This window comes from Streptomyces sp. SID5469 (assembly GCF_009862865.1).
GTDB classification, from domain to species: Bacteria; Actinomycetota; Actinomycetes; order Streptomycetales; family Streptomycetaceae; genus Streptomyces; species Streptomyces avermitilis.
The window spans coordinates 6,019,242-6,043,448 of sequence record NZ_WWIN01000001.1; the positions used below are offsets into that span (position 1 = coordinate 6,019,242).

The 24,207-nt window shown below is 71.1% G+C and carries 24 protein-coding genes; 21 read left to right on the top strand and 3 right to left on the bottom strand.

The window, feature by feature from the left end; translation table 11 throughout:
- Nucleotides 1-226 precede the first annotated feature (226 nt).
- Nucleotides 227-403: a hypothetical protein gene (locus GTY58_RS39800; RefSeq protein WP_010986376.1), complete on the top strand. Its 177-nt coding sequence runs from the start codon at nt 227-229 to the stop codon at nt 401-403.
- A gap of 85 nt (nt 404-488) precedes the next feature.
- On the opposite strand, the gene GTY58_RS25980 is transcribed toward GTY58_RS39800, so the two are convergent.
- Nucleotides 489-1,043, bottom strand: coding sequence for a hypothetical protein (locus GTY58_RS25980; RefSeq protein WP_010986377.1), 555 nt, complete (start codon nt 1,041-1,043; stop codon nt 489-491).
- Nucleotides 1,044-1,165: 122 nt separating this feature from the next.
- Between GTY58_RS25980 and tsaB the strand changes: the two genes are divergently transcribed.
- The 16 genes from tsaB to GTY58_RS26060 all read left to right on the top strand — a co-directional run bounded on the left by tsaB (nt 1,166) and on the right by GTY58_RS26060 (nt 17,558).
- On the top strand, nt 1,166-1,813 hold the full coding sequence (tsaB, locus tag GTY58_RS25985; protein WP_010986378.1) for a tRNA (adenosine(37)-N6)-threonylcarbamoyltransferase complex dimerization subunit type 1 TsaB: 648 nt from the start codon (nt 1,166-1,168) through the stop codon (nt 1,811-1,813).
- A 17-nt stretch (nt 1,814-1,830) separates the two neighbouring features.
- The gene (gene rimI / locus GTY58_RS25990) at nt 1,831-2,313 is read left to right on the top strand and encodes a ribosomal protein S18-alanine N-acetyltransferase (RefSeq protein ID WP_010986379.1); all 483 of its coding nucleotides are present in this window, start codon (nt 1,831-1,833) and stop codon (nt 2,311-2,313) included.
- Nucleotides 2,306-3,430, top strand: a complete 1,125-nt coding sequence (tsaD, locus tag GTY58_RS25995) for a tRNA (adenosine(37)-N6)-threonylcarbamoyltransferase complex transferase subunit TsaD (RefSeq protein WP_010986380.1) — start codon at nt 2,306-2,308, stop codon at nt 3,428-3,430. The genes rimI and tsaD overlap by 8 nt, the downstream gene beginning before the upstream one ends.
- The gene (locus tag GTY58_RS26000) at nt 3,427-3,684 is read left to right on the top strand and encodes a hypothetical protein (protein WP_010986381.1); all 258 of its coding nucleotides are present in this window, start codon (nt 3,427-3,429) and stop codon (nt 3,682-3,684) included. The genes tsaD and GTY58_RS26000 overlap by 4 nt, the downstream gene beginning before the upstream one ends.
- Nucleotides 3,685-3,784: 100 nt before the next feature.
- Nucleotides 3,785-4,627 carry a helix-turn-helix transcriptional regulator gene (locus GTY58_RS26005; protein ID WP_010986382.1) on the top strand — a complete coding sequence of 281 codons (843 nt, stop codon included), beginning with the start codon at nt 3,785-3,787 and terminating at the stop codon, nt 4,625-4,627.
- Entirely contained in the window at nt 4,624-4,875 is a 252-nt protein-coding gene (locus GTY58_RS26010) for a DUF397 domain-containing protein (protein ID WP_010986383.1), read from the top strand. Before GTY58_RS26005 ends, GTY58_RS26010 begins: the two co-directional genes overlap by 4 nt.
- Nucleotides 4,876-4,975: 100 nt before the next feature.
- Entirely contained in the window at nt 4,976-5,980 is a 1,005-nt protein-coding gene (locus GTY58_RS26015; protein ID WP_037648027.1) for a LacI family DNA-binding transcriptional regulator, read from the top strand.
- Between the two features lie 196 nt (nt 5,981-6,176).
- Nucleotides 6,177-7,472 carry an extracellular solute-binding protein gene (locus tag GTY58_RS26020; RefSeq protein WP_037648026.1) on the top strand — a complete coding sequence of 432 codons (1,296 nt, stop codon included), beginning with the start codon at nt 6,177-6,179 and terminating at the stop codon, nt 7,470-7,472.
- 9 nt (nt 7,473-7,481) lie between these two features.
- Nucleotides 7,482-8,534, top strand: coding sequence for a sugar ABC transporter permease (locus tag GTY58_RS26025; protein WP_010986386.1), 1,053 nt, complete (start codon nt 7,482-7,484; stop codon nt 8,532-8,534).
- Nucleotides 8,535-8,662: 128 nt separating this feature from the next.
- Nucleotides 8,663-9,427 (top strand): carbohydrate ABC transporter permease, encoded by a 765-nt coding sequence (locus tag GTY58_RS26030; RefSeq protein ID WP_237529529.1) that lies wholly within the window; start codon nt 8,663-8,665, stop codon nt 9,425-9,427.
- Between the two features lie 36 nt (nt 9,428-9,463).
- Nucleotides 9,464-11,692 carry a glycoside hydrolase family 3 N-terminal domain-containing protein gene (locus tag GTY58_RS26035; protein ID WP_010986388.1) on the top strand — a complete coding sequence of 743 codons (2,229 nt, stop codon included), beginning with the start codon at nt 9,464-9,466 and terminating at the stop codon, nt 11,690-11,692.
- A gap of 231 nt (nt 11,693-11,923) precedes the next feature.
- On the top strand, nt 11,924-12,946 hold the full coding sequence (locus GTY58_RS26040) for a LacI family DNA-binding transcriptional regulator (RefSeq protein WP_042494514.1): 1,023 nt from the start codon (nt 11,924-11,926) through the stop codon (nt 12,944-12,946).
- Nucleotides 12,947-13,138: 192 nt separating this feature from the next.
- On the top strand, nt 13,139-14,494 hold the full coding sequence (locus tag GTY58_RS26045) for an endo-1,4-beta-xylanase (RefSeq protein WP_010986390.1): 1,356 nt from the start codon (nt 13,139-13,141) through the stop codon (nt 14,492-14,494).
- A gap of 84 nt (nt 14,495-14,578) precedes the next feature.
- Entirely contained in the window at nt 14,579-15,652 is a 1,074-nt protein-coding gene (locus GTY58_RS26050; RefSeq protein WP_242432177.1) for an LCP family protein, read from the top strand.
- 181 nt (nt 15,653-15,833) lie between these two features.
- Nucleotides 15,834-16,190 (top strand): YciI family protein, encoded by a 357-nt coding sequence (locus GTY58_RS26055; protein WP_010986392.1) that lies wholly within the window; start codon nt 15,834-15,836, stop codon nt 16,188-16,190.
- A gap of 93 nt (nt 16,191-16,283) precedes the next feature.
- Nucleotides 16,284-17,558, top strand: a complete 1,275-nt coding sequence (locus GTY58_RS26060) for a DUF6596 domain-containing protein (protein WP_010986393.1) — start codon at nt 16,284-16,286, stop codon at nt 17,556-17,558.
- Nucleotides 17,559-17,670: 112 nt separating this feature from the next.
- Here GTY58_RS26060 and GTY58_RS26065 read toward each other — a convergent pair whose 3' ends face one another.
- Nucleotides 17,671-18,951: a methyltransferase domain-containing protein gene (locus GTY58_RS26065; protein WP_078234504.1), complete on the bottom strand. Its 1,281-nt coding sequence runs from the start codon at nt 18,949-18,951 to the stop codon at nt 17,671-17,673.
- Between GTY58_RS26065 and GTY58_RS26070 the strand changes: the two genes are divergently transcribed.
- The 4 genes from GTY58_RS26070 (at nt 18,934) to groL (ending at nt 23,328) form a co-directional block, all read left to right on the top strand.
- Nucleotides 18,934-19,854 (top strand): polysaccharide deacetylase family protein, encoded by a 921-nt coding sequence (locus GTY58_RS26070; protein ID WP_037648021.1) that lies wholly within the window; start codon nt 18,934-18,936, stop codon nt 19,852-19,854. The two genes, GTY58_RS26065 and GTY58_RS26070, sit on opposite strands and share 18 nt — an antisense overlap.
- On the top strand, nt 19,851-20,681 hold the full coding sequence (locus tag GTY58_RS26075) for a polysaccharide deacetylase family protein (protein WP_010986396.1): 831 nt from the start codon (nt 19,851-19,853) through the stop codon (nt 20,679-20,681). Before GTY58_RS26070 ends, GTY58_RS26075 begins: the two co-directional genes overlap by 4 nt.
- 573 nt (nt 20,682-21,254) lie before the next feature.
- Nucleotides 21,255-21,563, top strand: coding sequence for a co-chaperone GroES (groES, locus tag GTY58_RS26080; protein WP_010986397.1), 309 nt, complete (start codon nt 21,255-21,257; stop codon nt 21,561-21,563).
- A gap of 136 nt (nt 21,564-21,699) precedes the next feature.
- The gene (gene groL, locus GTY58_RS26085; protein ID WP_010986398.1) at nt 21,700-23,328 is read left to right on the top strand and encodes a chaperonin GroEL; all 1,629 of its coding nucleotides are present in this window, start codon (nt 21,700-21,702) and stop codon (nt 23,326-23,328) included.
- A 123-nt stretch (nt 23,329-23,451) separates the two neighbouring features.
- Here groL and GTY58_RS26090 read toward each other — a convergent pair whose 3' ends face one another.
- Nucleotides 23,452-24,159 carry an ester cyclase gene (locus GTY58_RS26090; RefSeq protein ID WP_037648020.1) on the bottom strand — a complete coding sequence of 236 codons (708 nt, stop codon included), beginning with the start codon at nt 24,157-24,159 and terminating at the stop codon, nt 23,452-23,454.
- Nucleotides 24,160-24,207 lie beyond the last annotated feature (48 nt).

The window sequence follows — 24,207 nt, forward strand, 5'->3', positions numbered from 1 at the left end:
AGTCACCAGCAGTCACCAATAGTCATCGGAAGCCACCGGCAGTCACAGGCGCTGACTCCAGGCACTTCCGTCACTCCGGTACGCCCGGTGTTCGTATGTTCGACCTAACGTTCCGACAAGCCGTCGGCAAGATGTTGCGTGCGGCGTCCCCGGCGTGGTCACATGGTATCCAGTTCGTAGTTAGGTCTACCTAACTACGTCCGCCCCCGGCCCTCAGGAGGCGTCCATGCCGGCTTCGGAACGAGACGAGGCGCCGCCGCGCGCGAGCGCCGGGGTGTCGATGCGGGACCTGCTGGCGTCGTGCGCCGCGGCGCGGGCGGTCTCCACGCCGCCACGCGCGCCCGCACCCGTGTCCGTGTCCGCGGTGAAGCCCGTGGAGCTCCGGCGCCCCGAAGCGGCCTGACGGGCGCCGGCCCCTGGTTCCTGACGGGCGCCGGCCCCTGGTTCCTGACGGGCGCTGCTTCCTGGTTCCTGGTGGGCGCTGACCTCTAGTTGATGACGACGACCTTCTGGCTGATCGTCGCGAACTCCCACATCGCGTCGCCGTCCGCGCGGGACTCGCGGATGCCGCCCAGCTTCTTGGTGGGCACGGGCGCGGGTGTCGAGCCGTCGACCGCGGCGCTGAAGCCGATCGTGACGCCCTCGTTCGAAGCGAACCGCACGACGTGCTCGATCGGGGTGCCGTCGGAGCCGGAGACGGCGTTGGAACGGGAGGTCACCGCGTAGGTGGCGGGCAGCGGGTCCACCGTGCCCGGCGTGACCTTGAACGTGCGCTGGACCTTGTTGTTCGCGCCCACCAGCCACACCCGGTCGTCGTCGATCGAGTAGACGACCCGCTCGCCCTTGCCGGAGTCCGCGGGCAGCGCCACCGGGTTCTTCTTGTCGCGGGGTGCCTTCGACTTCACCGCCGAGGGGGACTTGGAGGTGGCCGACCTGCCCAGTGTGTCCGGCACGTTCGCCGACGCCTGAAAGGCGAGGAAGCCGACCACGGCGACGGCCGCCACGGTGAGCCCGGCCACGAATCCCGAGCTGCCCTTAGCCACCTGTGCCCACCTCTCGAACCCCTGCGCGGGTGTACTCGTACGTCTTTGCTGTGACGGTAGCAGCAGGTGTACGGCAGACCGGGTCGGCCGTGCGTTGCGCTCGGGCGCCGTAGGCTGTTTGCGTGCTCTTGCTCGCTCTGGATACCGCCACCCCCGCCGTCACCGTCGCCCTGCACGACGGGACGTCCGTCGTCGCCTCGTCGAGCCAGGTGGACGCGCGTCGGCACGGGGAACTGCTGCTGCCCGCCGTCGACCGGGTCCTCGCCGAGGCGGGCACGCGGCTCGACGCCGTCACCGGCATCGTCGTCGGCGTGGGCCCCGGCCCCTACACCGGGCTGCGCGTCGGCCTGATGACCGCCGACACCTTCGGGCTCGCCCTCGGGGTGCCCGTACATGGCCTGTGCACCCTCGACGGCCTCGCCTACGCCTCCGGCCTCGACGAGCCCTTCGTCGTGGCGACGGACGCGCGCCGCAAGGAGGTCTACTGGGCGCGCTACGACAACGCCCGCACGCGGGTCACCGAGCCCGCCGTGGACCGGCCGGGGGACCTGGACCTGCGTGGTCTGCCCGCGGTCGGCGCCGGCGCGCTGCTCTACCCCGACGCCTTCCCGGACGCCCGCGAGCCCGAGCACCTGTCGGCCGCCGCGCTGGCCTCCCTGGCCGCGGAGAAACTCGCCGCGGGCGAGGAGCTGGAGGCGCCCCGCCCCCTCTACCTGCGCCGGCCGGACGCCCAGGTGCCCAAGAACTACAAGGTGGTCACCCCGAAGTGACGGTCGTGCTGCGCGAGATGCGCTGGTGGGACATCGATCCCGTATTCGAGATGGAGAAGGACCTCTTCCCCGAGGACGCCTGGTCCCGGGGCATGTTCTGGTCCGAGCTGGCCCACTCCCGAGGGGCCGGGGCGACCCGGCGGTACGTCGTGGCCGAGGAGGACGGAAAGATCGTCGGATACGGCGGACTCGTCGCCTCCGGCGAGGTGGGCGACGTACAGACCATCGCCGTCGACCGCGACCACTGGGGCACCGGCCTCGGCGCGACCCTGCTGACCGAGCTGCTGCGGGCCGCGACCGCGTTCGAGTGCGCCGAGGTCCTGCTCGAGTGCCGCGTCGACAACGTCCGCGCCCAGAAGCTCTACGAACGCTTCGGATTCGAGCCCATCGGCTTCCGGCGCGGCTACTACCAGCCGGGGAACGTGGACGCCCTGGTGATGCGGCTCCAGGACCCCTCGACCTCCGTACAAGGAACACAAGGAACCGAGATCAATGGCTGACTCACGCGACGAGCCGCTCGTCCTGGGCATCGAGACGTCCTGCGACGAGACCGGCGTCGGCATTGTCCGCGGCACCACCCTGCTCGCGGACGCCATCGCGTCCAGCGTCGACGAGCACGCCCGCTTCGGCGGTGTGGTGCCCGAGGTCGCCTCCCGTGCGCACCTCGAGGCGATGGTGCCGACCATCCAGCGCGCCCTGAAGGAGGCGGGCGTCTCGGCGAAGGACCTGGACGGCATCGCCGTGACCGCCGGTCCCGGCCTGGCCGGCGCGCTGCTCGTCGGGGTCTCGGCGGCGAAGGCGTACGCCTACGCGCTCGGCAAGCCCCTCTACGGCGTCAACCACCTCGCCTCCCACATCTGCGTCGACCAGCTGGAGCACGGGCCGCTGCCGGAGCCGACCATGGCGCTGCTGGTGTCCGGCGGGCATTCCTCGCTGCTGCTCTCCACGGACATCACCTCCGATGTGCGGCCGATGGGCGCGACCATCGACGACGCGGCGGGCGAGGCCTTCGACAAGATCGCGCGCGTGCTGAACCTGGGCTTCCCGGGCGGTCCGGTCATCGACCGGTACGCGCGCGAGGGCGACCCGAAGGCGATCGCGTTCCCGCGCGGTCTCACCGGGCCGCGCGACCCCGCGTACGACTTCTCCTTCTCCGGTCTGAAGACCGCCGTGGCCCGCTGGATCGAGGCCAAGCGGGCCGCCGGTGAGGAGGTGCCGGTGCGTGACGTCTCCGCGTCCTTCCAGGAGGCGGTGGTGGACGTGCTGACCCGCAAGGCCGTACGCGCCTGCAAGGACGAGGGCGTCGACCACCTCATGATCGGCGGCGGCGTCGCGGCCAACTCGCGGCTGCGCGCGCTCGCCCAGGAGCGGTGCGAGGCCGCCGGGATCCGGCTGCGGGTGCCCCGCCCGAAGCTGTGCACGGACAACGGGGCGATGGTCGCGGCGCTGGGCGCGGAGATGGTGGCGCGGGGGCGTGCCGCCTCCGACTGGGACCTGTCCGCGGACTCGTCGCTGCCGGTGACGGACCCGCACGTGCCCGGGCGCGCGCACACGCATGCGCACACGCACGGCCACGATCACGTGCACGAGGTCAGCAAGGAGAACCTGTACTCGTGACCGTCGCGCTGATGTGGGAGGCCCGGGCGGTCGAGGGCCGCGGCGACGAACTGCTGGCCTGGGTCGAGAAGCAGGACCTCCCGGGACGGCCCCTGCGGCGCGAGGTCCTGCGGGCGCCGCAGGACCGGGTACTGGTGATCACGTGGTGGGATGCCGCGTACGACGCCGAACTGCCGGAACTCCCGGACCCCGACGGGGAGTTGGTGACGCGGACCGTGCACCGGTGGCGGTTCGAGTCGGTGGGTGTGAGCTGACCGGAAGCGGCCGCTGACGCCAGGTGGTACGGCCGTACTGTCGGCGGAGTACGCGGGTCCGGGGTGGACAGTACGGTATTGGTGTCGTGACTCTGGGTGCATGGCACATGACATGGGGTGGTCGGCGCAGGGTGGTGAGCCGGAGTCGTCGGACAGCATGAAGACGTTCGGCGGGTTCGTGCAGGGGCTGCGGGAGCATGCGGGGCTGAGCCGGGAGGAGTTCGGGGCGCGGGTTCATCTGTCCAAGCACTCCGTGGCGTCCATCGAGCTGGGGCGACGGCTGGCGGACGAGCGGTTCGTGGAGCTGGCGGAGGGGGCGCTGGGGGATACGGGGGCGTTGCGCAGGGCGTTTCGGTTCATGGCGCGGCAGCCGGGGTTCGCGGCGTGGTTCAAGGCGTGGGCGCGGCTTGAGCGGGAAGCGGTGAGTCTGGCCACGTACGAATGCCGTCTGGTTCCGGGGTTGTTGCAGCCCGAGCCGTACGCGCGCGTGGTGTTCGGCAACAGCATCCCGCCGCTGTCGGACGAGCAGGTGGAGGCTCAGGCCGTCGCCCGAATGGAACGGCAGCGGATGCTCCGCGAGTGCCCCAACACCTCGTTCAGCTTCGTCATCGACGAGCACATCGTGCGGCGGCGCCTCGGCGGCGTCGAGGTCACTCGGAGCTTGCTGGACCACATGCTTGGGTACGCTCAACTCCGCAACGTGGAGATCCAGATCATGCCGCTGGACTGCGAGGTTCACGCGGGGCTGGACGGTCCGCTCGCCCTGTTGGAGACTCCGGACGGCAGGCGCCTCGCCTACTCGGAGGGGCAGAAAACCGGCCGGTTGATCACCGACGCGAAAGAGGCCGCTGTCCTGCACCGCAGGTATGCAACACTCCGCTCGCAGGCTCTCAGCCCCCTGGACTCCGTCGGCCTGCTGGAGCGCATCGGAGGAGAGCTATGAGCACCACCCAACTGGCGTGGTTCAAGTCCAGCTACAGCGGCACAGAGGGCGATAACTGCATCGAAGTCGCCCTGAACTGGCGCAAGTCCACGTACAGCGGCACCCAGGGCGACAACTGCATCGAAGTCGCCCCCACCCCCACCACCATCCACATCCGCGACTCAAAAGACCTCACCCGCCCCCACCTCGCTCTCACCCCCACCGCCTGGGGCGCTTTCGTCACGCACGCCGCAGCCCAGGCGAACTGACCCTCTCCCGCCGCCCCTGTAACCTTCCCGCCGAGCCCGGTTTTCCGGAAGACTCCTGCAAGGTTTCGGCAACGGAGGTGGGCACGTGGCCCGGGAGAGCATGAAGAACAAGGTGACCATCACCGAGATCGCCCGGCAGGCCGGCGTCTCGGTGCCCACCGTGTCGCGGGTGGTCAACGGCCGCTCCGACGTGTCGCCTCAGACCCGCGCCCGGGTCGAGGACCTGCTGCGTCACCACGGCTACCAGCGCAAGTCGTCCGCCCCGGGCGACCGCGCGGCCCTCATCGACCTGGTGTTCAACGACCTCGACAGCCCCTGGGCCGTGGAGATCATCCGGGGGGTCGAGGAGATCGCGCACGCCTCGGGCGTCGGCACGGTGGTGTCGGCCATCCACGGCGCGTCCGGCTCGGCCCGGCAGTGGATGACCAATCTCCGCGCCCGCGCCTCGGACGGCGTGATCCTCGTGACGTCCGTCCTCGAACCCCGTATGCACGAGGAACTGCGCAGGCTCGGCGTCCCGCTCGTCGTCGTCGACCCGGCCGGCTCGCCCTCCCTGGACGCGCCGACCGTGGGGGCCACCAACTGGGCGGGCGGCCTGGCCGCGACCGAACACCTGCTCGGCCTCGGGCACCGGCGGATCGGGTTCATCGCGGGGCCGCCACGGCTGCTGTGCTCGCGCGCGCGGCTCGACGGCTACCGGGCCGCCCTGGAGGGCGCGGACATCGCGGTCGACGACGCCCTGATCGTGCCGGGCGACTTCTACCACGCGTCGGGATTCGACGGCTGCACCCGACTGCTCGACCTGGCCGAGCCGCCGACCGCGCTGTTCGCCGCCAGTGACCAGATGGCGCTGGGGGCGATCGAGGCGCTGCGGCGCAGGGGGCTGCGGGTGCCGGAGGACATGAGCGTCGTCGGGTTCGACGACCTGCCCGAGGTCCGCTGGTCGGCGCCGCCGCTGACGACCGTCCGTCAGCCGCTGGCGGAGATGGGCAAGCTGGCGACGCGGACGGTGCTCAGGCTCGCGGCCGGTGAGGAGCCCGCGTCGCCCAGGGTCGAGCTGGCCACCGAGCTGGTGCTGCGGGCGAGTACGGCCCCGCGCGGCTGACCTCGCCGCGGGGCCCGTCCGGGCCCCGTCCGGGCCCCGTCACGCGTCCCGTCCGGCTCTCGTCCGGCTTCCGTCCGGGTCTCGATAACACCGGTATTTGTCAGGGCCGTTGACACACCTGTCGTACACCCGTAGCTTCCGTGCGCACTCGACCGATAATTATCGGCTCTCTTCCGGAAGGTGTGCGATGCGAGCGTTGGGCAACACCTCTCTCTCCCGCCGCGGTTTCCTGGCGGCCTCCGCGGCGACCGGAGTGGGCGCGGCCGCGCTGAGCGCGTGCGGCTCCTCCGACAGCGGAAACAGCTCGGGCAAGACCACGATCGAGTGGTGGAACATCACCACCACCGAGCCCGCGAAGAAGCTGTGGGCCCAGCGCGCCAAGGAGTTCGAGGCCGCGCACCCCGACGTGAAGATCAAGATCGTGACGCTGGAGAACGAGGCGTACAAGTCCAAGATGACCGCGCAGACCGCCTCGGGGAAGCTGCCGGACATCTACCACACCTGGGGCGGCGGGGTACTCGAGCAGCAGATCGACGCGGGCCTGGTCGAGGACCTGACCGACCGGGTCTCCTCCTGGACGGACACCTACGTGCCCGCCGCGCTCGCCGCCTACCGGTTCGACAGCAGGACGTACGCCGTTCCCTTCGACATCGGCGCGGTCGGCTTCTGGTACAACAAGGCGCTCTTCAAGCAGGCGGGCATCGACACCCCGCCCACCACCTGGTCCGGCTTCCTCGACGCCGTCAGGTCCCTCAAGTCCGCCGGGATCACGCCCATCGCCCTGGCCGGCAAGGAGAAGTGGCCCGGCATGTACTACTGGGCGTACCTCTCGATGCGTGTCGCGGGGCTCGACGCGATGCACAAGGCCGCCACCGACGCCGACTTCACCGGCGACGGCTTCGTCAAGGCCGGCCAGCACCTCAAGGACCTCGTCGCGCTCCAGCCCTTCCAGAAGGGGTTCCTCGGCGCGGGCTACTCCACGCCCACCGGCGAGGCGGCCGCGATGGGCAACGGCAAGGCGGCCATGGAGCTGATGGGCCAGTGGGCGCCGGTCGTCGAGAAGGACGCGGGCAAGGGTCTCGGCAAGGACCTCGGCTTCTTCTCCTTCCCCGCCGTCGAGGGCGGAAAGGGCGCGCTCACCGAGGTGTTCGGCGGGGGCGGCGGCCACGCGGTGCGCAAGGGCGCGCCCGAGGCGGCGGTGGAGTTCCTGAAGTTCTTCGGCGAGAAGGAGTTCGCCGGAAAACTGGTCAAGGAGACCGGCCTGATACCGGTGTCCAAGGACGCGCGCGGCGCGCTGACGGACCCCAACCTCACCGCTGTGTCGGACGCGCTGAACGCGGCCACCGGCTTCCAGCTCTACCTCGACCAGGCCTACGCCCCCGCCGTCGGCCAGGAGATCAACGACAGCGTCGCCGCGCTCGTCGCCGGCTCCAAGTCCCCGCAGCAGGTGACGCGTTCGGTCACCCAGGTCGCCAAGAGCGAGAAGAGCTAGCGGACGCCGATGACGCACTCGACCCCGTCGCCGCACTCGACCTCTACCCCGTCGCCGCACTCGACCTCTACCCCGCCGGCGTACGTGCCGGACCTCGGCAAGTCCCCGGACCCCGGGCCCGTCTCCCCCCGCGCGGGCGGCCCCGCGCCCGCATCGCGCCGGCTGCGCGACTGGCTCGGCGCCTTCGTCTTCACGGTCCCGGCCCTCATCCTGTTCGGCCTGCTCGTGCTGGTCCCGATGGGCTACGCCATCTACATCAGCTTCTTCGACTGGGGCGGATTCGGCTCGCCCACGGACGTCACGGGGTTCGGCAACTACACCCGGCTCCTCAAGGACCCCGTGTTCCTCGGGGACCTGTGGCGGGGCGGGCTGCTGATCGGCTTCTCCGTCGTCCTCCAGCTGCCGTTCGCCCTCGCCATGGCCGTGCTGCTCAACCAGAAGCTGCGCGGGCGGGCCGTCTACCGGATGCTGTTCTTCGCCCCGTACATCCTGTCCGAGGTCATCACCGGCGTGCTGTTCGGCATGATCTTCGCGCCGGGGGAGGGGCTCGCCGACAAAGTCCTCGGCGCGGTCGGGCTCGACGGCCTCGGCGGGGACTGGTTCGCGGGCCGGAACACGGTTCTGCCCACCCTCTTCCTCGTCATGACCTGGAAGTACTTCGGCTTCCACATGATGCTCCACCTGGCCGGCCTCCAGGGCATCCCGGCCGAACTGCACGAGGCGGGGCGCATCGACGGCGCGGGCACCTGGCAGCGCTTCCGCCACATCACGCTGCCGCTGCTCGCGCCGACCCTGCGGATCAGCGCGTTCCTGTCCGTCGTCTTCTCCATCCAGCTCTTCGACCTGGTCTGGGTGATCACCACCGGCGGCCCCGACCACGCCTCCGAGACGATGGCGATCAGCATGGTCCAGTACGGCTTCAAGCGCTATCAGATGGGCTACGCGAGCGCCATCAGCGTCGTGATGTTCCTGATCAGCCTGGTCTTCGCCCTCGCCTACCAGCGCTTCGTGCTGCGCCGTGACACCGAAGGAGCCATCACCACCATGCGAGCGAACCGATGAGCGCGCCGACGGGACCGACGACAGGACCGACGACAGGACCGACGACGGGTCCGCCGACGAGCGTCGTACGGCGCCGGAGGCTGCGCGCCCTCCCCGTGTACGCGATCCTCTGGGTGGTCGGCGTCTTCATGGTCACCCCGCTCCTGTACGCCATCGTCTCCGGCTTCAAGTCCACCGACCAGCTCTCCGGCAACCCGTTCGGGCTGCCCTCGCCCTGGGTGACCTCGAACTACACGTCCCTGCTCGGCTCGGGGGCGTTCTGGCGGTCCATCGGCAGCAGCACGGTGATCGCGGTGGGAGCCACCCTGGTCACGGTGGTGACCGCGGCCCTCGCCGCGTTCGCCCTGGCCCGGTTCGCCTTCCGCGGGCGGGAGTTCATGTTCACCCTGTTCACGATGGGGCTGATGTTCCCGTTCGCGGTGGCGATCCTGCCGCTGTTCATCCTGCTGCGCACCTTCGGGCTCCTCGACAACCCGTGGGGCGTGATCCTGCCCGAGGCGGCCTTCGGGCTGCCGGTGACGATCATCATCCTGCGCGGCTTCTTCCGGGAGATCCCCGGCGAGCTGGAGGAGGCGGCGACCCTCGACGGCTGCTCCCCCTTCGGCTTCTTCTGGCGCGTCCTGCTGCCGCTGGCCCGGCCCGCCCTCGGCACGGTCTCCGTCCTCGCCATCGTCAGCAGCTGGAACCAGTTCCTGCTGCCGCTGCTGGTCTTCAGCGAGCCCACCTGGTGGACGATCCCGGTCGGCATCCAGCAGTTCCAGGGCCAGTACGCCTCCGACGTGGCCCGCATCTTCGCGTACCTGGTGCTCGCCATGGCGCCCGCCCTGGCCTTCTACGCCGTCGCCGAACGACAGCTGATCGGCGGCATCACGCTCGGCGCGACCAAGGGCTAGGGCCCGTCGTACCCCCGTACAGACGTGAGGAGTTACATGACCCACCCCTGGCAGGACCCCGCTCTGCCCGCAGCCGTCCGCGCCGCCGACCTGCTCGCCCGGATGACCCCCCAGGAGAAGACCGCCCAGCTCTACGGCGTCTGGCCCGGCTCCGACGAGGCACCGGGCGGGGACGTGGCACCGCTCCAGCACGCGCTGTCCGAGGGCGTGGACCTCGCCGGGCTGCTCCCGCACGGCCTCGGCCAGCTCACCCGCCCCTTCGGCACGGCGCCCGTCGACCCGGCCGAGGGCGCCGCCCGGCTCGGGTTCCTCCAGGAACGCATCCGCGCCGCGAACCGCTTCCGGCTGCCCGCCCTCGCCCACGAGGAGTGCCTCACCGGCTTCACCGCCTGGCAGGCGACCATCTTTCCGACACCGCTCGCCTGGGGCGCCAGCTTCGATCCGGACCTGGTGAAGGAGATGGCGGCCGCGATCGGCGCCTCGATGCGGGCCGTGGGCGTGCACCAGGGGCTGGCCCCCGTCCTCGACGTCGTACGGGATCCGCGCTGGGGGCGCACGGAGGAGTCGATCGGCGAGGACCCCTACCTCGTGGCCACCGTCGGCACCGCCTACGTGCAGGGCCTTCAGTCGTCCGGCGTCGTAGCCACGCTCAAGCACCTCGCGGGCTACTCGGCCTCACGCGGCGCCCGCAACCACGCGCCCGCGTCGCTCGGCCCGCGCGAACTGGCCGACGTCATCCTGCCGCCCTTCGAGATGGCGGTACGGGAGGGCGGCGCCCGGTCGGTGATGGCGGCGTACAACGACATCGACGGACTGCCCGCGCACGCGCACCACCGGCTGCTCACCCACCTGCTGCGGGACGAATGGCAGTTCACCGGCACCGTCGTCTCCGACTACTTCGGGGTCTCCTTCCTGGAGTCGGCCCACGGGCTCGCCGACTCCCCGGCCGGGGCGGCGGCGCTCGCGCTCGCGGCCGGGGTGGACGTGGAGCTGCCCGCGGTGCGGTGCTTCGGGGCCGGGCCGTTCGACGAGGAACTGGTGGACCGGGCCGCGCTGCGGGTGCTGACGCAGAAGTGCGAGCTGGGGCTGCTCGACCCGGACTGGGCGCCGCCCGCCACCGAGGCCCCGGTCGACCTGGACCCGCCCCATATGCGGGCGCTGGCACGTCAGTTGGCACAGGAGTCGGTCGTCCTGCTCGCCAACGACCGGGGCCTGCTGCCGCTCGCTCCGGGGGCCCGCCGGATCGCCGTCCTCGGGCCGCACGCCGACGACCCGGCGGCCATGCTCGGCTGCTACACCTTCCCCCGCCATGTCCTCCTGGACCGCCCCGGGGTCCCGATGGGGGTCGCCGTGCCGACGCTGCTGGAGGCGCTGCGCACGGAGCTGCCGGACGCCGAGTTCGTGACCGACCCGGCGGCGGCCGAGGTGTGTGTGGTCGCGGTCGGCGACCGGTCGGGGCTGTTCGGACGCGGCACCTCGGGGGAGGGCTGCGACGCGGCGGACCTCGAACTTCCCGACGGACAGGGCGAGGTGGTGGACCGGGCCCTCGCCTCCGGGACGCCGGTCGTCCTGGTCCTGCTGTCCGGGCGCCCGTACGCGCTCGGGCGCTGGGCGGACCGGTGCGCCGCGGTGGTGCAGGCGTTCTTCCCGGGCGAGGAAGGAGGCCCGGCCGTGGCCGGGGTGCTGTCCGGGCGGGTCAACCCGTCGGGCCGGCTGCCGGTGAGCGTGCCGCGCGGCCCGGCGGGACAGCCGTGGACGTACCTCGCCCCGCCGCTCGGCCGGCACGGCGAGGCGAGCAACCTCGACCCGACCCCCCTGTACCCCTTCGGACACGGGCTGTCGTACACGACGTACGACTGGCAGGCCCCGTCGGTCGACGACGCGTCGTTCCCCACGGACGGCGAGACGACGCTGCGCCTGACGGTCCGCAACACCGGGGAACGGCCCGGCACGGAGGTCGTCCAGCTCTACCTCCACGACCCGGTCGGCAAGGTCGCGCGGCCGGTGGTCCGCTTGGTGGGGTACGCCCGGGTGCCCCTCGAACCCGGCGCGTCGGGGGAGGTCCACTTCACGGTTCCGGCGGACCTGGCCGCGTACACGGGCCCCGACGGCGAGCGGATCGTCGAACCCGGGGCGCTGGAGCTGCGGTTGGGGGTGTCCAGCGCGGACGGGGACGTGCGGTACACGGTGCCGGTGACGCTGACCGGGCCCGAGCGGGTGGTGGGACGGGAGCGGCGGCTGCGGTGCGAGGTGCGGGTGAAGTGAGCGGGGGCGTGCCCTGCCGGGGACGGGGCGGCAGGGCACGGACAGGGGGCCATCGAATGTTTCGCGCCAATCCACGAATGTTCCGAGTGCGCGTACCGCCGCAGGGGGTCCGCCGAGCGTTCACCCAGGCCTACGATCCCGCCCATGAAGCCGGAGAAGTCCGAGAGGCCCGGGAAGCCCGGGAATCCCGAGAAACCCGAGAATCCCGAGAATCCCGTGCAGACACAGTCGATGGCCCGCTCGACCCAGACCGCCACGCTCGCCGAGATCGCCCGCGAGGCCGGCGTGTCGGCGCCGACTGTTTCGAAGGTGCTCAACGGCCGCGCCGACGTCGCCCCGGCGACCCGCGCCCGGGTCGAGGAGCTGCTCCGCTCCTACGGCTACCGCCGCCGCCGGGCCGAGGCCACCCGCTCGCCCCTGATCGACCTGGTCTTCCACGAGCTGGAGAGCGCCTGGGCGATGGAGGTCATCCGAGGGGTGGAGAACGTCGCGCGGGACGAGGGGCTGAGCGTGGTCCTGTCCGAGAGCGCTGGCCGGCTGACCCCCGGCCGGACCTGGGCCGACCAGGTCGCCGCCCGCCGCCCGCACGGTGTGATCCTGGTGCTGTCCGGGCTCGACGAGTCCCAGCGTGCGCTGCTGACCAGCAGATCCATCCCGTTCGTGGTGATGGACCCGGCCGGCGACCCGGGTGACGACGTGCCGTCGATCGGCGCCACCAACTGGCACGGCGGGCTGGCCGCGACCCGGCATCTCGTCGAACTCGGGCACACCAGGATCGGCGCGATCAGCGGGCCCTCGCGGATGATGTGCAGCCGGGCGCGGGTGGACGGCTACCGGGCGGCGCTGGAGACGGCGGGGCTGCCGGTGGATCCGGGGCTGGTCAAGGCGGGGGACTTCCACCACGAGGCCGGCTACCGGCTGGGCCTCGAACTGCTGCGGCGGCCGGACCGCCCCACGGCCGTGTTCGCCGGGAACGACCTCCAGGCGCTGGGCCTGTACGAGGCGGCGCGCGAACTGGGGCTGCGCATCCCGCAGGACCTGAGCGTGGTCGGGTTCGACGATCTGCCGGTGGCGCGCTGGGTGGGGCCGCCGCTGACGACCGTACGGCAGCCGCTGACGGAGATGGCGGAGGCGGCCGCGAAGCTGGTGCTGGAACTGGGGCGGGAGGCGGGGGCCTCGGTGGCGACCAGGGTGGAACTGGCGACGAGTCTGGTGGTGCGCAGCAGTACGGGGGCCGCGCCGGCGCCGGTGTAGGCGCAGGCGTAGGCGTAGGGAACGGACCGTGGCTTCCGCGTGCGTGGTTTCCGTATTCGCCGCTTCCGTATTCGCCGTTCCTGTATTCGCTGTTCCTGTATTCGCTGTTTCCGTATTGACGGGTGAGGCGCGCCCCTCCACACTCTCCGAAGCCAATCGGTTGCACGACCGAAACTTTCGGAGGCACCCGCCATGAGATCTCTGAAAAGATCAGGCTTATCCCCGGCGTCCTTGCTCACCGGCATCGCGGCCCTGGCCGCCCTGCTGGCCGCGGCCCCCGCCGCGCACGCCGCCGACACGCCGCTCCGTGACCTCGCCGCCGCCAAGGGCAAGGTCATCGGTACCGCGGTCACCGGCTCCAAGCTGACCGGCACGTACGGCGACATCGCCGGGGCCCAGTTCAACTCGCTGACCCCCGGCAACGCCATGAAGTGGGGCTCGGTCGAGCCCACCCAGGGCACGTACAACTGGACCGAGGCCGACCAGATCGTCGCCTTCGCGCAGGCCCACAACCAGCAGGTACGCGGGCACACCCTGGTCTGGCACAGCCAGAACCCGAGCTGGCTGACGAACGGCACCTGGACCCCGGCCCAGCTCGGCACGCTGCTCCAGAACCACATCACCACCGAAGTCACCCGCTACCAGGGCAAGCTGGCGGCCTGGGACGTGGTGAACGAGCCGTTCAACGAGGACGGCACCTACCGCTCGACCCTCTGGTACAACGGCCTCGGCTCCGATTACATCGCCCAGGCCCTGACCGCGGCGCGCGCGGCGGACCCGAGCGCGAAGCTCTACATCAACGACTACAACGTCGAGGGCGTCAACGCGAAGAGCACCGCGCTCTACAACCTGGTCAAGTCCCTCAAGGACCGCGGGGTTCCGATCGACGGGGTCGGCCTCCAGGCCCACCTCGTGCTCGGCCAGGTGCCGTCCACGCTCCAGCAGAACATCCAGCGCTTCGCCGACCTCGGGGTGGACGTGGCGATCACGGAGCTGGACATCCGTATGCAGCTGCCCGCCACGGACGCGAAGCTGACGCAGCAGGCGGCCGACTACAAGGCCGTGCTGGACGCGTGCGTGGCGGTGACCCGGTGCGTCGGCGTCACCGTCTGGGGCTTCACGGACTCCGACTCCTGGATCCCGGACGTCTTCTCCGGCTACGGCGCGGCGACGCCGTACGACGAGAACTACGCGCCGAAACCGGCGTACCACGCGATCGCGACGGCACTCGGGGGCACCTCGACACCGCCCACGGGCGCGTGCACGGCGACGTACAGCGTCACGAGCCAGTGGAACGCGGGCTTCACGGGCCAGGTGCGGATCGCCTGTTCCGGGGCCTCCCTGTCGGCGTGGAAGGTGAGCTGGACGTACGGCGCGGGCCAGCAGATCACGCAGGCGTGGAACGCGACGTGCACCCAGTCGGGGACGGCGGTGAGTTGCGCGAACGCCTCCTACAACGGCACCGTCCCGAACGGCGGTTCGGTCACCTTCGGCTTCAACGCGTCATGGAGCGGAAGCAACCCGCTGCCGACAGTGACGCTGGGGTAAGACGCGCCTGAGAAGTCTGAGATTTTCGCAAGAATGCCGGTCACACGTCCCCGCTCGTAATAATTCGGACTTATGTTCCTCCGCGTGACTGGAGAAGACGAGCGCGGGGACGACAACGGGGGCGCGGTCAGACGTCCGGGCCGGCGGTCCCGCCTGCTGAAGGGCGTCGGCATCGCGCTCGCCGGCGGCCTCGTCCTCGGCGCCGCCGGGGCGGGCTGGGCGTACTGGCGTCTGAACCACAACATCAAGAGCGTCGACATCAACAGCGCGCTCGGCGACGACCGCCCGGCGCGGTCGGTGACCTCCCCGTCTCCGGCCGCGTCGGCGTCCGCCTCGGCCACCCCCCTCCCCAGCGGCGCCCTGAACATCCTGGTCCTCGGCTCGGACTCGCGCAGCGGCAAGGCCAACGCGACGCTCGGCGGGGGCGACAGCTCGGGTGCCCGCTCCGACACCGCGATGGTCGTCCACATCGACGAGGGCCGGACGGAGGCGACGGTGGTGAGCATCCCGCGCGACACGCTGGTCACGCGCCCCTCGTGCCCGCTGACGTCGGGCGGTACGACGGCGGTGGCGTACAACGCGATGTTCAACAGCGCGTACGCGGTGGGCGGCCCGGTCTGCGCGGTGAAGACGGTCGAGTCATTGACGAACATCCGCATGGACCACTACCTGGAGATCGACTTCTCCGGCTTCGCCAAGCTGGTGAACGCGCTGGGCGGCGTCACGGTGACCACGGACGAGGACATCGACGACGACAAGAGCCATCTGCACCTCAAGGCGGGCGAGCACCACCTCACCGGCAAGCAGGCGCTGGCCCTCGCCCGCACCCGCCACGGCATAGGCGACGGCAGCGACCTGGGCCGCATAGGACTCCAGCAGAAGCTCGTGAAGGCACTCCTGGACCAGATCGCCTCGACGAACCTCCTGACCGACCCCACCGGCCTCTACAAGGTCGCGGACGCGATCACGGGCAGCCTCACCACGGACACGGGTCTCGACTCCCTGGGCGAACTGATGAACCTGGGCGAGAGCCTGAAGGGCCTGTCGTCGGAGCGGGTCAGCACGGTGATGCTGCCGGTGGCGACGGCCCCCTCGGACCCCAACCGGGTGGTGGCGAAGGAACCGGCGGCGAGCGCGTTGTGGACGTCGCTGCGCTGATCCCCTCCCGTGCGACCTGCGGAAACGCCCCGCGCGGAAAATTCTTCGAAGAATTCCGGCGGCCGTGTCGATCCGCGGGGACCCCGTTCGACGCACAGGTGAGAGGCGGGGAGAGACCCCGTCCGGCAGCCTGGACGGCGGGGACGCGCCCCGCCGTCGTGCCGCAGTCGAAGGAGTCACCATGCCGCGTTACCTGTCGCTCATCCAGATCGACGAGAGCACCGCGCCCGCCGAGGGACCGAGCCCCGAACTGATGCAGCGCATGGGGGAGCTGCTCGAGGAGATCACCAAGGCGGGCGTCATGCTCGACACCGCCGGGCTGACGCCGACCGCCCAGGGGAAGCGAGTGCACTGGGCCGGCGGAGAGCTGTCCGTCACCGACGGGCCCTTCACCGAGTCCAAGGAGGTCGTCGGCGGTTATGCGCTCATGCAGTGCAAGGACATGGCGGAGGCCCTGGAGTGGACCAAGCGGTTCCTGAAGGTGCACGAGGAGCACTGGACCGTGACCTGTGAGGTGCGGGAGATCGCCGAGGGCTGAGCCAGGCGCTGAGCCTGCGCCGGGCCAGGCGCCGAGCCGCGGCTCGAGTCGTGGCTTGGCCCGGCCGTCCCCGTGGGTGTGTGATGGTGGGTTGTGGAACAGCAGCCCACCGCCACCGCCGCCATCGAAGCCACCGTCGAAACCGTCTTCCGCATCGAGTCGCCCCGCATCATCGCCGGCGTCGCCCGGATCGTGCGGGACGTCGGTATCGCCGAGGAACTGGCGCAGGACGCGCTGGTCGCCGCCCTGGAGCAGTGGCCGAGGGACGGGGTGCCCGACAACCCCGGCGCCTGGCTCACGGCCACCGCCAAACATCGCGCCATCGACCTCGTACGCCGCCGGGAGCGCTACGCCCGCAAGCTGGAGGAGGTGGGGCGGGACCTCTCGTCGACCGCCCCGCACCACCTCGACGAGCCGGCCGACCCCGACGACATCGACGACGACCTGCTGCGGCTCGTCTTCACCGCCTGCCACCCCGTGCTGTCCGCCGAGGCCCGCATCGCGCTCACCCTGCGGCTGCTCGGCGGGCTGACCACGCCCGAGATCGCCCGCGCGTTCCTCGCGCCGGAGGCGACCGTCGCCCAGCGCATCGTGCGCGCCAAGCGGACGCTGGCGACGAAGGGGGTCGCCTTCGAGGTCCCGTACGGACCGGAACGCGAAGCCCGGCTGGGCTCGGTCCTGGAGGTCATCTACCTCATCTTCAACGAGGGGTACGCCGCCACCGCCGGCGACGACCTGCTGCGCCCCGCCCTGTGCGAGGACGCGCTCCGACTCGCCCGCGTACTCGCCGAGTTGATGCCCAAGGAGCCCGAGGTGCACGGGCTGGCGGCGCTGCTGGAGCTTCAGGAGTCGCGCGCGGGCGCCCGCACCGGACCGTCCGGCGAGCCGGTCCTCCTCAAGGACCAGAACCGGCTCCGCTGGAACCGGATGCTGATCCGCCGGGGCTTCACCGCGCTCGGACGCGCCAACGCCGTCGCCACCGGCGGCCTCGGCCCGTACGCCCTCCAGGCCGCGATCGCCGCCTGCCACGCCCGGGCCTACGCGTACGAGGACACCGACTGGGCGCAGATCGTCACGCTCTACGGACTCCTCGCGGCCCGCTCCCCGTCCCCCGTCGTCGAGTTGAACCGCGCGGTCGCCGTCTCGATGGCCGAGGGCCCCGGCCCCGCCCTGGAGATCGTCGACGCCCTCGCCGCCGAACCCTCCCTGCGTGACTACCACTTGCTGCCCAGTGTCCGCGGCGACCTGCTCGCCCGCCTCGGCCGTACGACGGAGGCCCGCGCCGAGTTCGCCCGTGCCGCCGCCCTCACCCGCAACGAACGGGAACGGGAGCTGTTGCTGGCCCGGGCGGAAGGGCGCGGGCAGTGAGCGGACAGTTGCCGGCCCGGGCGGAAGGGCGCGGACAGGGCGCGCGCGGACAGGGGGGCGGGCAGCGGAGCGGACAGGGAAGCGCCGGTGCGATGCGCGCACCCGGTTCCCGCTACGGGACCGCCGGGTGCCCGATCAGCATCGTCGGGGCGCCCGCGACCCGGGTCAGGAAGACGGTGGCCGAGTTCGGGCCGTGCGGCTTGACCTTCTTGCGCAGCTCCTCCGGTTCGACGGCCGACCCGCGCTTCTTCACGGTCAGGATCCCGACCTCCCGCTCCCGCAGCAGCACCCTCAGCTTCTTCACGTTGAAGGGGAGCTGGTCGGTGATCTCGTAGGCGGTCGCATACGGCGTCGGGCGCAGTTCGTCCGCCGTGACGTAGGCGATCGTCTCGTCGACGAGGCCGCCGTCCAGCTCCTGGGCGACCTCCGCGACGAGATGCGCCCGGATGACGGCGCCGTCGGGCTCGTACAGATACCGGCCGAGCGGGCGCACCGCGGGGTCCGGCAGGCCGCGGCCGCGCAGGACCCGCGGGCCCGGCAGCAGGGTCGCCCGCACCAGCCCCGGCTCGGTGCCGAACCACAGCACCGCCTCCTTCACGTCCCCGCCGTCCGAGATCCACTCCGCCTCGGCCTCGGCGGGGATCGCCTCGTGGGGGATGCCCGGCGCGATCTTCAGCGCGGCCCGCGGTGCCGCGAGGGCCGTACCGATCGCCCAGGAGAGCGGCGGCGAGTACGCCTCCGGGTCGAAGACACGGCCCCGGCCGCCGCGCCGCGCCGGATCCACGAAGACCGCGTCGTACGGGCCCGGGTCGACCTCCGTGACATCCGCCTCCCGCACCTCGATCAGGTCCGTCAGGCCCAGTTCCCCGGCGTTCGCGCGGGCCACCGCCGCCGTGAGCGGGTCGCGGTCCACCGCCAGGACCCGGATCCCGGCGCGGGCCAGCGCGATCGCGTCGCCGCCGATGCCGCAGCACAGATCGGCCACGGACGTCACCCCCAGCTCCCGAAGCCGCAGCGCCCGGTGCGTCGCCACCGCCGCGCGCGTCGACTGCTCGACCCCGTTCGGGGTGAAGAACATCCGCGCCGCGTCCTCGGCCGCGAACTTCGCCGCCGCCCGCTGCCGCAGCCGCGCCTGTCCGAGGGCCGCCGAGACCAGCTCCGCGGGGTGCTCGCGGCGCAGCCGGGTCGCGACGGCCAGCTCCCGCGCCGGCGCGGTGTCGCGCACCTCGTCGAGCAGGGCGCGGCCTTCAGGGGTGAGCAGGGAGGCGAAGGAGAGGTCGTTCACCCGGCCATTGTCGGCCAGTCGGTGGACGGTGTGCGTCCGGCCGAGGTGTCGGCCCGGCGCGAAGGCCCCGGGCTGCGAGGATCCGGCGCCATGCGACCCGTACGACAAAATGATGAAAAGCGCGCGAAGCGGACGGTGGCGCCCCGGGCTGCCGTCGCCGTGCTCGCCCTGGCGGCCCTCGCCTCCGGCTGCGCCGGCGCGGACAGCCCCGTGCGGCCGGCCCCCGGCCCGCAGCCGCTCAAGGCACCGCCCGCCCGCGCCCTCGACTCGTACGCCTCGAAACTGCGCCTCTCGCTCGCCGCCCGGGCCGCGGCCGCCAAGCGCTGGGGGCTGACGAAGACGCCGCTGACCGCGCCGGCACCCCCGGTCAAGAAGCCGGTGATCACGTTCCGCAAGGGCTTCGAGGTCACGGACGGGGAAGGCCTGCCGCCCGTCTTCACGACCGTCCCGACCAAGGACAAGGTCGTCTTCCTCACCATCGACGACGGCGCCGAGAAGGACCCGGCGTTCCTGCGGATGATGAGCGACCTGAAGATTCCGTACACCGCCTTCCTGAGCAACTACCTCGTCGAGGACGACTACGGGTACTTCCGGGAGATGCGCCGCCAGGGCGTCACCCTCAACAACCACACCCTCACCCACCCCTACCTGCCCGGACTGTCGTACGAGGAGCAGGAGCACGAGATCTGCGGCATGCAGGACATCATGGAGAAGCGGCTCGGCAAGCGGCCCGCGCTCTTCCGGCCGCCCTACGGCAACTACAACGGGGACACCCTGCGCGCCGCCAGGTCCTGCGGCATCAAGTACGCCCCGATCTGGAACGAAGAGGTCTTCGTCGACCACTGGGAGTACCGCGAGACGGACCAGAGCCTGCACCCCGGCGACATCGTGCTCACCCACTTCCGGGGCAAGGAGGACTGGCAGGGCACGATGCCCGACATGATCCGCCGGTTCATGGAGAAGGTCACGGACGAGGGGTACGCGGTGGCCCGCCTGGAGGACTACCTGTGACGGCGCGGCAGCTGGTCGCCGGGCTGCTCGCAGCCACGCTGCTGACCGGCTGCGCCCAGTCCGTCGACCCCATCGAACGGCTGGGCAAGAAAGCGGCGCAGAAAGTGCGCCGACCGCAGGAACCCGGCGCGCAGACATACCGCCGCTGGGGGCTCTCCGCCCCGCTCGCCCCCGCTCCCGCCCCCGACCACCCCCCGTTCCCGGTACGTACCGGCCACCGCGCCCTGCCGCCCGTCGTGGACCGCGTCGCCACCCACGACAAGGTGGTCTTCCTGACGTACGACGTGACCTACGACGGCGGCTACTACGGCGCCGAGAAGGACCCCCGGTTCACCGACATGGTCCGTGAACTGCGGCTGCCGGTCAGCGTGTTCGTCACGGACAGTGAGGTCGGACCGGGGTACGCACACGTCGCGCGCCTCAGGTCGGTCGGCGCGACGGTGCAGAACGGCACCCTCGGCGCCACCTCGCTGCGCGGACTGCCGTACGCGGGGCAGCGCGCCGGGATCTGCGGCGGGCGGGACCGGCTCAGGGCGCGCTTCGGCCGGCGCCCGTACTTCCTGCGGCCGCCGGCCGGCGCGTACGACCGTACGACGCTGCGCGCCGCCGCGGACTGCGGGGTCACGGCGGTGGTGCTGTGGCGGGCGTCGATGCGGGCGGACGGACTTTCCTACCGCGGCCGGGCCCACCGGCTGCACCGCGGTGACATCGTCCTCGCCCACCCCGGGAACCCGGACGGCGACTCCCTGACGACCCTGACGGCACGTCTGCTGCGACGCGTCCAGGCACAGGGGTTCACGGTGGGGCGGCTGGAGGACTATCTCTGATCCGGCGGCGCACAGGGGACGCCCGCCCGGGTCGGGCACGGCGGCAGCGGGGCCGGGTGGGAGAACGCGTACGCGTCGTGCCAGACGTTCAGCGTGAAAAGCAGCACGACGGCGCCGAGGGCCAGGTGCAGCGAGCCCGCGTGGTGACATGCGGCCACCGGCGATGGCATCGCCGTGCGCGAGAGCGGGCTCGGGCTGCCGGGAGTCGGGCCGGTCGTCGGAAAAGTGCGGCACACGGGAGTCGGGCCGGTCGTCGGGTGGGTGCGGCATACGGCAACCGGGGTCGCCGGACATATCCGCACGGTCGTACGGAACTTCCCGCTCCGGGGCGACGTTCTCCGAGCCGAGACCACGTCGTACGCCGCCGGAGACCGGACGGATCGGCGCGCCACGCCGCCGCAATTGGCACTCCGCTTGACCGAGTGCTAACCGCGGTCATAGTCTCAGGTCTGGCACTCCCCACTGGAGAGTGCCAGTAGCGACGGGCAGGTCCGGCACCCGCGACGACGGATCGACCTGGTCGCCACCTCAGACAGTTAACCCCGTGAGATCTCCGAAGGGGGAGGTCGGATCGTGACGACCGCCAGCTCCAAGGTTGCCATCAAGCCGCTCGAGGACCGCATTGTGGTCCAGCCGCTCGACGCCGAGCAGACCACGGCCTCTGGCCTGGTCATCCCGGACACCGCGAAGGAGAAGCCCCAGGAGGGCGTCGTCCTTGCGGTGGGCCCGGGTCGCTTCGAGGACGGTAACCGTCTTCCGCTCGACGTCACCGTCGGCGACGTAGTGCTCTACAGCAAGTACGGCGGCACCGAGGTGAAGTACAACGGCGAGGAGTACCTCGTCCTCTCGGCTCGCGACGTGCTCGCGATCGTCGAGAAGTAATTCATCTCGAAGCATGTGCTGTGAGCTGCGCCCCTGGCCCCCGCGACCATCAACAAGCCGGGCGCCCGGGGCGCAGTTCGTTTTCCCAGGCTTTCACTAGCTTTCCGCAGTTTTCCGAGAGGGCTGAATCGCTCCCATGGCGAAGATCCTGAAGTTCGACGAGGACGCCCGTCGCGCCCTCGAGCGCGGCGTCAACAAGCTTGCCGACACGGTCAAGGTGACGATCGGCCCCAAGGGCCGCAACGTCGTCATCGACAAGAAGTTCGGCGCCCCCACCATCACCAACGACGGTGTCACCATCGCCCGCGAGGTCGAGGTCGAGGACCCGTACGAGAACCTCGGCGCCCAGCTGGTGAAGGAGGTGGCGACCAAGACCAACGACATCGCGGGTGACGGTACGACCACCGCCACCGTGCTGGCCCAGGCGCTCGTCCGCGAGGGCCTGAAGAACGTCGCCGCCGGCGCGTCCCCCGCCCTCCTGAAGAAGGGCATCGACGCCGCGGTCAAGGCTGTGTCCGAGGAGCTCCTCGCGACCGCCCGCCCGATCGACGAGAAGTCCGACATCGCCGCCGTCGCCGGTCTGTCCGCCCAGGACAGCCAGGTCGGCGAGCTCATCGCCGAGGCGATGGACAAGGTCGGCAAGGACGGTGTCATCACCGTCGAGGAGTCCAACACCTTCGGTCTGGAGCTGGACTTCACCGAGGGCATGGCCTTCGACAAGGGCTACCTGTCGCCGTACTTCGTGACGGACCAGGAGCGCATGGAGGCCGTCCTCGAGGACCCGTACATCCTCATCCACCAGGGCAAGATCTCCTCCATCCAGGACCTCCTGCCGCTGCTGGAGAAGGTCATCCAGGCCAACGCCTCCAAGCCGCTGCTGATCATCGCCGAGGACGTCGAGGGCGAGGCACTGTCGACCCTGGTCGTGAACAAGATCCGCGGCACGTTCAACGCGGTCGCGGTCAAGGCCCCCGGCTTCGGTGACCGCCGCAAGGCCATGCTCGGCGACATCGCCACCCTCACCGGCGGTCAGGTCATCGCCGAGGAGGTCGGCCTCAAGCTCGACCAGGTCGGCCTGGACGTGCTGGGCACCGCCCGCCGCGTGACCGTCACCAAGGACGACACCACCATCGTCGACGGTGGCGGCAGCTCCGACGAGGTCGCCGGCCGGATCAACCAGATCAAGGCCGAGATCGAGAACACCGACTCCGACTGGGACCGCGAGAAGCTCCAGGAGCGCCTCGCGAAGCTGGCCGGCGGCGTGTGCGTCATCAAGGTCGGCGCCGCCACCGAGGTGGAGCTGAAGGAGAAGAAGCACCGTCTGGAGGACGCCATCTCCGCGACCCGCGCCGCGGTCGAGGAGGGCATCGTCTCCGGTGGTGGCTCCGCGCTCGTCCACGCCGTGAAGGTCCTGGAGGGCAACCTCGGCAAGACCGGCGACGAGGCCACGGGTGTCGCGGTCGTCCGCCGCGCCGCCGTCGAGCCGCTGCGCTGGATCGCCGAGAACGCCGGCCTCGAGGGCTACGTCATCACCTCCAAGGTCGCCGAGCTCGACAAGGGCCAGGGCTTCAACGCCGCGACCGGCGAGTACGGCGACCTGGTCAAGTCCGGTGTCATCGACCCGGTCAAGGTCACCCGCTCCGCCCTGGAGAACGCCGCGTCCATCGCGTCCCTGCTCCTGACGACCGAGACCCTGGTCGTCGAGAAGCCGGCGGAAGAGGAGGCCGACGCGGGCCACGGCCACGGTCACGGCCACTCGCACTGACGCCAGGCATCACTGACGCCGGCCGGTAAGCGTCACCGAGGCTCGGCATCCCACACGGGGTGCCGGGCCTCAGCGCTGTCCGGAACCACTGGTTCCCGGGCGCGCCGAGCACGGTCCGGGCGTCTAGCTCTCGAGCTCGTCGAGCGCGCCCAACTGGGCCAGCAGCCCCAGCCGGTCGTACTGCCACCACCCCTCGACGATCTTGCCGTCCTCGCCGCACCGGAAGACGGTCGTCCCGGTCATCGTGACCTGCTTGCCGGTCGCCAGGATCCCCATGAAGTCCCCCTTGTGGTCGCCCTTCCAGCTCCACCGGGTGCACACCCGGTCCCCCTCGGCGAGCTGGTCCTCGACGGTGAAGGCGAAGTCGAACCCACGGCGCCACATCTCGATCTCGCGCCGCATCGCGTCCAGCCCGATAGCGTCCTGCTCGTTGGCGGGGTCGTGGTCGTGGTAGTTCTCCGCCATCACGTCGTTGAGCGGCGGCAGTTCGCCCTCGGTGGCCACCTCCAGGAGGAACCTGCGGACGGTCCCCGCGTACAGCTGCTCGTCCCGCACCACGTCCAGATCGGTGAACGTGGGCATCTCGTCGCAGAGCGCCACCATCTCCCGGAAGACGCTGTCGGTCTCCGGGAGGTTCGAGTTCCGCACCGCTTCCTCGTACGACGGGAACTCCACGATCTCCACGATGTGCGACGCGTCGGACCGGTCCTTCCCGATCACGCTGTGCGACGCGGTCCGCTTCCCCTTGGTCCGCTCGACCCATGTGTCCATGAGCCGGTTCATCTCGTCGAACCGACTGGTCTTGCAGTCGATGAGCTGAAGAAATGTCATGACGTCACCTCCGGCCCCCCGGGTCCGGTCGAACACCCCCATTTTCCC